Below are 8,632 nucleotides of genomic sequence, written 5' to 3'. Positions count from 1 at the left end.
GTATTATAGGGGAAAATGCAAAATATATTCGAAAATGAAATTTTAAATATTGACATTAAATTAAATATAATATACTATGTAAGTGTGATGAAACATTTTTTTCAGAGGGGATTTATAGTGAATATAAAAAAAATATTTAATAACAATGTAGTAGTAAGCTCCCTAGAAGATGGCACAGAAATAATTGTAACTGGTGCTGGAGTTGGATTCAAGAAAAAAGTAGGAGATTTGATAGATGAAAGTTTGATTTCTAAGAAATATTTTGTTCAAGATAATCAAAAAGACAAATACAATCAAATACTTAATAAAACCTCAATTGAATATTTTAAAATTTCAGAAGAAATTATAGAAAAAGCTAATGAAGTTTTAAATACTCAAGTAAATGATTCAATAATATTGGCTTTAACTAGTCACATAGAATTCGCTGTCCAAAGAGAAAAACAGGGTATAAAATTACCAAACTTAATACTTAATGAAACAAAACAACTTTATAGAGAAGAATTTGAATTTGGATTATGGGCAATTGATGAGATTGAAAAAAAGATAGGTATAAAATTGCCTGAAGATGAAGCAGGGTATATTGCTATTCATATAATCAATGGATTAGAAAATTCTCAAAAAGATGAAGGTATTAATATACTAGAGTTTTCAAAACAAGTTGTTCAGATAATAGAAGAAGTACATGGATTTAAATTAGATGTAAATTCACTGAACTACTCTAGGCTTATAACTCACTTAAAGTTTTTCGTTCAAAGAATTTTAAGAAAAGAAACTTACAAAGATAGTGATGTTGAAGATATGTATAAACTAGTAAATAAAAACTATAATAAACCTAAAGTATGTACTGAAGAAATTGCAGCGTTGGTATTAGACAGATTTGAATATAAAATTAGTAAAGAAGAAGAATTATATCTAATGATTCATATAAATAAAATAACAAACAGTGGTTGTTAGGATTGTAACTGATAAAGCAGGCAAAACCTAAGTCATTGAGCTTAATTTTAGTTAAGTTTTTTGATTTAGGCTTTTTTATTGAATACAGACAGTGACTTTTAGGATTGTAACTGGTTAAGCAGGCAAAACCTAAATCATTGAACTTAATTATTAGATTAAGTTTTTTGATTTAGGTTTTTTTATTAAATAAACACAATGGCTTTTAGGATTGTAACTGGTTAAGCAGGCAAAACCTAAATCATTGAACTTAGTTATTAGATTAAGTTTTTTGATTTAGGCTTTTTTATTAAATACAGACAGTGACTTTTAGGGTTGTAACTGGTTGAGCAGGCAAAACCTAAATCATTGAACTTAGTTATTGGATTAAGTTTTTTGATTTAGGTTTTTCTATAAATTAGATTATGTTTTTTATATAAAAATAGGAGGGTGAAAATATGAAAAAAAATAAGTTAGGTCTATGGAATTTCTTCCAAATGTTAGGAAAAACGTTTATGTTCCCAATAGCACTACTTAGTGTTTCTGGTATGATGCTAGGTCTTGGGGCTGGTTTTACAGATCCTAAGATGATTGCAATGGTTCCATTTCTAGGAAATGAATATGTTAATATGATTTTAAATTTCATGTTGACAATAGGATTATTTGCATTTAATAACTTGGGAGCATTATTTGCAATGGCAATTCCACTAGGATTATTAAAAAAAGAAAAAGAGTTTGGTGCATTTTCAGGTTTAGTAGGATTTATAGCAATGCATATAGGTACAAATTTTTATTTAACAAGAGCTGATTTATTGGTGGCAGCAGATCAAATGTCAACTAATGGTCAAGCTATGATTATGGGTATACAAACATATAACACAAGTGTTTTAGGTGGTATTATAGCAGGTTTAATTGTTTATGCAATGTATGATAAAGTTAGTAATTTGAAAATACCAGAATCACTAGGATTTTACAGTGGACCAAGATTAGTTCCAATTGTTAGTTTAATAGTTATGAGTATCGTTGGTTTATTAATACCTATTGTTTGGCCACCATTTTTCAATGCGTTCCAAAGTTTAGGAAGATGGATTTCTTCAGCAGGGCCATTAGGATATTTCTCATATGCAGTAGCTGAAAGGGTTACAATACCATTTGGATTAAACCACCTTGTGACATCTGTATTCCGTTTTACACCAATAGGTGGAACTGCTGTTATTGATGGAGAAACATACTTTGGAACATTGAACATGTTTATGGCATATGTGGAGAATAATCAGATTATACCTCTTGATTTAGCTGGTAAAATGGAACAAGGTAAATTAATGATTCAATATGGTTTAGCTGGAGCTGCATTAGCTATATATCGTACAGCAAAACCAGAAAATAGAAAAGCACTTAAAGGTCTTTTAATATCAGGAGTGTTGACAGTTATTATAGGTGGTATAAGTGAACCAATAGAGTTTTTATTCTTATTTATCTCACCAGCATTATTTGCTTTCCATACATTTATGAATGGTTTAGCAAATATGGTACTTCCATACTTAGGTGTATTAATGGGATTCACAGGAGATTTAATAGCATTTATAAGTTTTGGAGTATTGAGAGGAACAGCTACAGGATGGCCAATAGCAGTACTAGTAGCAGCTTTATACTTTGCAATATATTACTTTGTATTTAAATGGGCAATTCTTAAATTTAATATAAAAACTCCAGGACGTGAAGATAAAGAAATAAAAGTTTCTGAAGGAAATGGTTCAGATTTTAAAAATCTATCTACATACAAAGGTCAGCAAATGATAGCAGCACTAGGAGGGCAATCTAACATATTATCATTAGACAATTGTGTGACTAGATTACGTTTAAAATTGCAAGATGTATCACTAATAAATGAAGATGCAATTAAAGAAGCTGGTGGTATAGCAGTTGTTAAATTAGATGAACATACAATTCAAGTAATTATAGGTACTCAAGTGTATTCTTTAAGAAAGCAAATGGATAAGGCAATGGAAGGTCATTTGGAGGCATGTAATGATTAACTTTGATAAAAAAGTAAACCGATTGGGTACATATTGTACCCAATGGGATTATGTAGAAGATAGATTTGGAAAAAAAGGATTACTTCCTTTTACAATATCAGATATGGATTTGGAATTTCCAAATGAGATAACAGAAGTATTGAAAGAAAGATTAAATCATAGAGTATTAGGATATAGCAGATGGAAGCACGATGATTTTAAAGATTCTATCAGAAATTGGTACTCTAAGAGATTTAATTGCAGTATTGATAGTAATTGGATATATTACAGTCCAAGTGTAATGTATTCAATTAGTAAACTCATTGAAATTTTTAGTGATGAAGGTGATGGAGTATTAATAAACACTCCTGCATACAATGCTTTTTATGAAGTAATAGGAAATAATAATCGCAACATTATAAAATCTCCTCTTATAAATAAGGATGGGTTTTACTCTATTGATTTTGAAGATTTTGAGAAAAAGTGTAAAGATTCTAAGATATTTATTTTATGTAATCCTCATAATCCAACAGGTAGAGTGTGGAGTGAATTAGAGCTTATTAAGATGGTAAGGATTTGTAAGGAGAATAATGTAAAAATAATATCAGATGATATACATATGGATATTGTATATGATAATAAAATGACACCTATTTTAAATGTGGCAGACAATTATTTAGAGTCTATATTTATTTGTACATCAGCATCGAAGTCTTTTAATATACCAGCATTGACTGGGTCATATGTAATTATACCAAACGAAGAGATAAGAACTAAGTTTGAAAATATAACTAGGTATCGTGATTTTGTAAATTCACCAGCTATATTAGCTATTTTGGGGACAATGACTTGTTATAATGATTGTGAATATTGGCTAGATGAGTTACTGAAATACCTTAAAGAGAATCTCCAATATACAATTAACTATATAGAAGATAATTTAAAGCCATTAAAATTGGTTATGCCAGAAGGTTGTTACTTTGCTTGGATTGATTTCTCTGAGCTTAAAATAAGCAGTGAAAAATTCCAAAAGCTATTGATAGATATTGGTGAAGTTGCTATTATGGCAGGCAAGGTATATGGAGAGGAAAGTGAGTTTTATTTAAGGTTAAATGTGGCATGTTCAAGAGAAAAGCTTGAAGATGGTTTAAATAGAATTAAAAAAACTATAGATTATATTACAGAAAATATTTAATATAGAAGGGGAGATGATTATGAACTATTTAAAAACAATGGTTGATGTTATGACTACTGAAATGAATGCTATAAAGTGTTTAATAGATGAAGCAGGTATTGAATATGAAAATATAGTTAATGAAATTGCAAACTGTAAAGGGAAAGTTATTTTTATGGGTGTAGGTAAATCTGCACATATAGGTAAAAAATTGGCAGCTACATTTGCAAGTACTGGAACACCAAGTTTTTTTGTACATGCAACAGAGGCAGTACATGGAGATTTAGGAATGATTGAAAGTCAAGATATTACAATTTTAATCTCAAATAGTGGAAATTCTATGGAAGTTGTAAATTGTATAAAATACGTAAAAGCAATAGGTTCTAAAACAATTGCTTTTACTTCAAATAGAAATTCAGTATTGGCAAAAGAGTGCGATTATGCTTTAATATATCCTGCAAAGGATGAAGCTGACCACTTAAATTTAGCACCAACAACATCATCTACAATTACTTTGGTTTTAGGAGATTCTATTGCATGTGCATTATCTAAAAACAGTAATTTTGACTCAGCTGATTTTTATAAATATCATCCAGGAGGAAGTCTAGGTGAAAAACTAAAGGCAGCTAATAATGGTTAAAAGTAAAAAGGAGAGTATATTTTATGTTTAAAATGTTTAAGAAAAAATCAATAAAATCACCAATATCAGGAAAGGTAATAGAGTTATCTAAAATACCAGATGCTGTATTTTCTCAAAAACTTATGGGCGAAGGTGTAGCTATAGATTCTACAGGTGATATTGTTTATGCTCCAGCTAATGGCAAGGTAGCAGTTGTAGCAGAAACTAAACATGCATTTGTTATAGAACTAGAAAATGGAATGGAACTTCTTATTCATGTTGGTTTAGATACTGTAAACTTAAAAGGTGAAGGATTTGAAGCATTAGTAAGTGTAGGAGACCAAGTAAAAGAGGGAGCACCAATGTTAAAAATTGACCGTTCATTAATTGAATCAAATGGTATCTCACTTATTACTCCAGTTACAATAACTAATCATTCAGAGTACAATATGAATACATATAATGTAGATAATAATGTAGAGGGTGGAAAAGATACTGTAATTGAGTTTAAATAAAAAGTATAAAATAAAAGATTACTGTCTATAAACTTATGTTGTACAATATAAATTTAATATAAAATATGTTAGATAAAAAGGGACTTACTTGATTTTAACTTGAGTAGTTCCTTTTATTTTTTTGTAATTAGCTTTGCACTATTGTATGTAAGTAGTTTTATACTCTTGTCTTTATATATAAGAATACCTAATTATAAATAATAATTGTTCAAATAGAGATTTAAATATATTGTTTTGAGATAGATTGTAATTTAAAAGTTGTATAATAAACAAGTGATATAAACTTAAAATAGAAATGTTGACAATAATAATAAACTTTAGTATGATATGTTTATTGAAATGATAAACTACATACTGGAGGTGAGTAATATGAAGATTGAAAATCTTTCTATTAAAGATATTAAACAAGGTTATGTATTCAATGCAGACTTAAATTGTTATAGTTGCATTATTTGTGGAAAAACGTATGAAGTAGGAGAGATATACAGAGTTGGTGAAAGATTTTTTGAAGCATCAAGGGCTATTGAATTACATACAGAATTAAAACATGGTGACTATTTGGAACAATTAGTCAATAATGATTCAAAGTACAATACATTAACTGATAATCAAAAACAATTATTTAAATTATTTATTAGTGATTTATCAGATAAAGAAATTGCAAAAGAGCTTGGAGTATCTACCTCTACAATACGTCATCAGAAGTTTATGTTTAGAGAAAAAGCAAAACAAGCTAAGTTATACTTGGCTTTATATGAATCTGTATTTGAAGATAAATCTAATAGAGATAGCACTATAATACCAATTCACGAACATGCCAAAATGGTAGATGAGAGATATGTAGTAACTGAAGAAGAAAGAAAACACATTTTAGAAACATCATTTGAAAGTATGAATCCTCTAAAATTAAAAGTTTTTTCATCAAAAGAAAAGAAAAAAGTTGTTATTTTGTCTAAAATTTTAGAACAATTTGAGCAAGGAAAGCAATATTCAGAAAAAGAAGTTAATCAAATTTTAGAGTCTATATATTATGATTTTGCAACGATTAGAAGATATTTAATTGAATATGGTTTTATGAGTAGAAATAAAGAGTGTACAAAGTATTGGTTAACATAATAACGTACTAGAATCTATTAGTATATAAAGCTATTTCTTACTTGATTAGCTGTGAAAGGAGTCAAAAATGAATGATGAGTTGAAATCTATTTTGTACAATGAAGGTGTAGACATTATTCGCTTTGTTGATATATCTGAATTTCCAATAAATCAAACACGAGGCTTTTCTAAGGCAATTTTATTTTGTATAGGATTATCAAAGAAGTTTATTAAAGATATATATAATAGTTTACCTACAGACAGTGATGAGTTTTTAGAAAAAGAGGAAAAGATGGAAAAACTAGCTGATTGGATTTCTGAATATCTTCAAAAAAAAGGCTATAATGCTTATGCTCAATCAGAAAAAAATAATATAGAACATAGATATACTGAAAGGGGATATATTGACCCTAAGATGCAATCAGGTATTAGCCCTTTACCACATAAGACAATAGCGAATATTAGTGGTATTGGATTTATGGGAAAAAATAATTTATTTATTACTGAGGAATTTGGATGTGCTCTTAGCATGTGTACAGTGCTTACAGATGCACCAATTTCTGTTGAAAAGCATCCTTTGACTGCTTCGAAATGTGGTGATTGCAATGTTTGTGTAGAAAAATGCCCTGCAAAAGCTATACATGGAAATGCTTGGACTTATCAAGGGGGAAGAGAGTCTATAATTGATATTTCTAAATGTTTTTGTGTTTTAAAATGTATGGTGAATTGTCCATGGTCATTGAAATATGCAAATCAAGAATTATAATATAGATATAAGCTAGACATCTTTATTATTTTTTAGCTTTCTTAAAAAAATAAATTTATAGGGTGCTTTATAATTGCACCCTTTGTAAAATTTAATATGAATAAACACAATAACTTAGGTAATTGTTAATAAGAGTATAAGCTAGAAGAGCAAATAAAAGCTTAATAATAAAATCTAAAAACTATAAGGATATTTTAAATAATTTTCAATAAAATATTTGCCTATAATGTGTCGAATCTAGCATATTTTTTTAACAGAATGAAACCAACTACTGCAAGACAAGCTTGTGTCAAAGGCACAGAAATCCATACACCATTTAATCCCAGTATGTTTGGTAAAACCAAAGCAACTAGAGCAGTAAGTAATAAAGGCTCTCCATAAATTAAAATATAGGCTAGCAGATTTTTTCTGACTGCATAAAAGAATGATGTTGTAATACGTAAAAATGCTATAAATAAAAATCCTGAAATAAAAATTGGAAGTACACTGGAAATACTTTGTGCTACTATATCTGATACTCCAAAGAAGTTTGGTATTTTATCTTTAAGAAGATAAATTGCAATCATACAAACAATTGAAGTTGTAAATGCTGTGATATAGGCCATTTTTCTAACTTCATTTACAGATTTTAAATTATTTGCACCATAATAATTTCCAATCAATGGCTGACATCCATCACCAATACCTTGTAAAAGTAATTGAATAATACAAATTATATAACTTACAACTGCGTAACAAGCAGCAGCTTGTGCACCACCATATGAAAGAGCACCTTTATTCAGAATTATAATTACTATATTTGGAGAAAGTGTTAATCCAAATGGAGAAACAGCAACTTCAATTATCTTTTTTAAAAAGTATGGCATAGGTTTAAATATAGCAAATCCAAATAACTTCCTTTTAATAGTCAAAAATAAAATACAAGGAAGTAGAGTAACCATCTGACCAATGACTGTGGCTATTGCAGCTCCTACTAATCCATAAGAATATACTGAAACAAACAGCCAATCTAAAACTACATTTGTTAAGAAGCCTGCAATCATAGAAGACATTGCCACTAATGAACCATTATAATTTCTAATAATTGGTATAAGACCTGTACCAATAATTTGGAATGTTGCTCCATAAATAATAATTTTTATGTAAGATATTGCATGATTTAAGATTTCTCCCTCAGCTCCAAATATTCTCAAAATTGATTGAGAAGTCAAACCTAATATCATTGTGGAAAGTATACAAGCTACAAGCAATATAAAAATAGTATTTCCAAGGTATTTATTTTCATCTTCATCACCTCTACCAAGACATATAGCAATTTGAATTGCTCCACCCATACCAATTCCTGTTCCAATTGCCTGAATTAATGCAGTAAGTGGATAGGCAATATTGATTGCAGCAAGTCCTGCATCGCCGATATTTCTACCCACAAACCATCCATCTACAATGGCATAAACACCTGAAAAAGCAAAAGCTAACATAGAGGGTAGTACATTTTTTAAGAATTGTTTCTTTACCATA

At 28.9% G+C, this 8,632-nt stretch carries 8 protein-coding genes; 7 read left to right on the top strand and 1 reads right to left on the bottom strand.

Annotated features, from left to right (window positions below; translation table 11 throughout):
- Window positions 1-117: 117 nt before the first annotated feature.
- From KGF50_RS09665 to KGF50_RS09635, 7 genes are all read left to right on the top strand, one after another.
- Window positions 118-954 carry a PRD domain-containing protein gene (locus KGF50_RS09665; protein ID WP_227847853.1) on the top strand — a complete coding sequence of 279 codons (837 nt, stop codon included), beginning with the start codon at window positions 118-120 and terminating at the stop codon, window positions 952-954.
- A 434-nt stretch (window positions 955-1,388) separates the two neighbouring features.
- Entirely contained in the window at window positions 1,389-2,966 is a 1,578-nt protein-coding gene (locus KGF50_RS09660) for a PTS transporter subunit EIIC (RefSeq protein WP_227847852.1), read from the top strand.
- Entirely contained in the window at window positions 2,959-4,140 is a 1,182-nt protein-coding gene (locus tag KGF50_RS09655) for a MalY/PatB family protein (protein ID WP_227847851.1), read from the top strand. The genes KGF50_RS09660 and KGF50_RS09655 overlap by 8 nt, the downstream gene beginning before the upstream one ends.
- 19 nt (window positions 4,141-4,159) lie before the next feature.
- The gene (locus tag KGF50_RS09650) at window positions 4,160-4,759 is read left to right on the top strand and encodes a KpsF/GutQ family sugar-phosphate isomerase (RefSeq protein ID WP_227829622.1); all 600 of its coding nucleotides are present in this window, start codon (window positions 4,160-4,162) and stop codon (window positions 4,757-4,759) included.
- 23 nt (window positions 4,760-4,782) lie between these two features.
- Window positions 4,783-5,253 carry a PTS glucose transporter subunit IIA gene (locus KGF50_RS09645; RefSeq protein WP_227847850.1) on the top strand — a complete coding sequence of 157 codons (471 nt, stop codon included), beginning with the start codon at window positions 4,783-4,785 and terminating at the stop codon, window positions 5,251-5,253.
- Between the two features lie 369 nt (window positions 5,254-5,622).
- Window positions 5,623-6,369, top strand: coding sequence for a DUF2087 domain-containing protein (locus tag KGF50_RS09640; RefSeq protein ID WP_227847849.1), 747 nt, complete (start codon window positions 5,623-5,625; stop codon window positions 6,367-6,369).
- Window positions 6,370-6,436: 67 nt separating this feature from the next.
- Window positions 6,437-7,114, top strand: coding sequence for an epoxyqueuosine reductase (locus KGF50_RS09635; protein ID WP_227847848.1), 678 nt, complete (start codon window positions 6,437-6,439; stop codon window positions 7,112-7,114).
- Between the two features lie 221 nt (window positions 7,115-7,335).
- On the opposite strand, the gene KGF50_RS09630 is transcribed toward KGF50_RS09635, so the two are convergent.
- Entirely contained in the window at window positions 7,336-8,631 is a 1,296-nt protein-coding gene (locus KGF50_RS09630) for an MATE family efflux transporter (protein WP_227847847.1), read from the bottom strand.
- Between the last annotated feature and the right edge of the window lies 1 nt (window position 8,632).

This window comes from Clostridioides sp. ZZV15-6598, assembly GCF_020657705.1.
Lineage (GTDB): Bacteria > Bacillota > Clostridia > Peptostreptococcales > Peptostreptococcaceae > Clostridioides > Clostridioides difficile_F.
Note: the sequence above shows the minus strand (reverse complement) of the source record. Positions and strands in the feature narration are given on the sequence as shown.

Excerpts from the sequence above, each read along its gene's own strand:
- KGF50_RS09660 (WP_227847852.1), top strand. The coding sequence starts at position 1,389 with ATGAAAAAAAATAAGTTAGGTCTATGGAATTTCTTCCAAATGTTAGGA.
- KGF50_RS09655 (WP_227847851.1), top strand. The coding sequence starts at position 2,959 with ATGATTAACTTTGATAAAAAAGTAAACCGATTGGGTACATATTGTACC.
- KGF50_RS09650 (WP_227829622.1), top strand. The coding sequence starts at position 4,160 with ATGAACTATTTAAAAACAATGGTTGATGTTATGACTACTGAAATGAAT.
- KGF50_RS09645 (WP_227847850.1), top strand. The coding sequence starts at position 4,783 with ATGTTTAAAATGTTTAAGAAAAAATCAATAAAATCACCAATATCAGGA.
- KGF50_RS09640 (WP_227847849.1), top strand. The coding sequence starts at position 5,623 with ATGAAGATTGAAAATCTTTCTATTAAAGATATTAAACAAGGTTATGTA.
- KGF50_RS09635 (WP_227847848.1), top strand. The coding sequence starts at position 6,437 with ATGAATGATGAGTTGAAATCTATTTTGTACAATGAAGGTGTAGACATT.
- KGF50_RS09630 (WP_227847847.1), bottom strand. The coding sequence starts at position 8,631 with ATGGTAAAGAAACAATTCTTAAAAAATGTACTACCCTCTATGTTAGCT.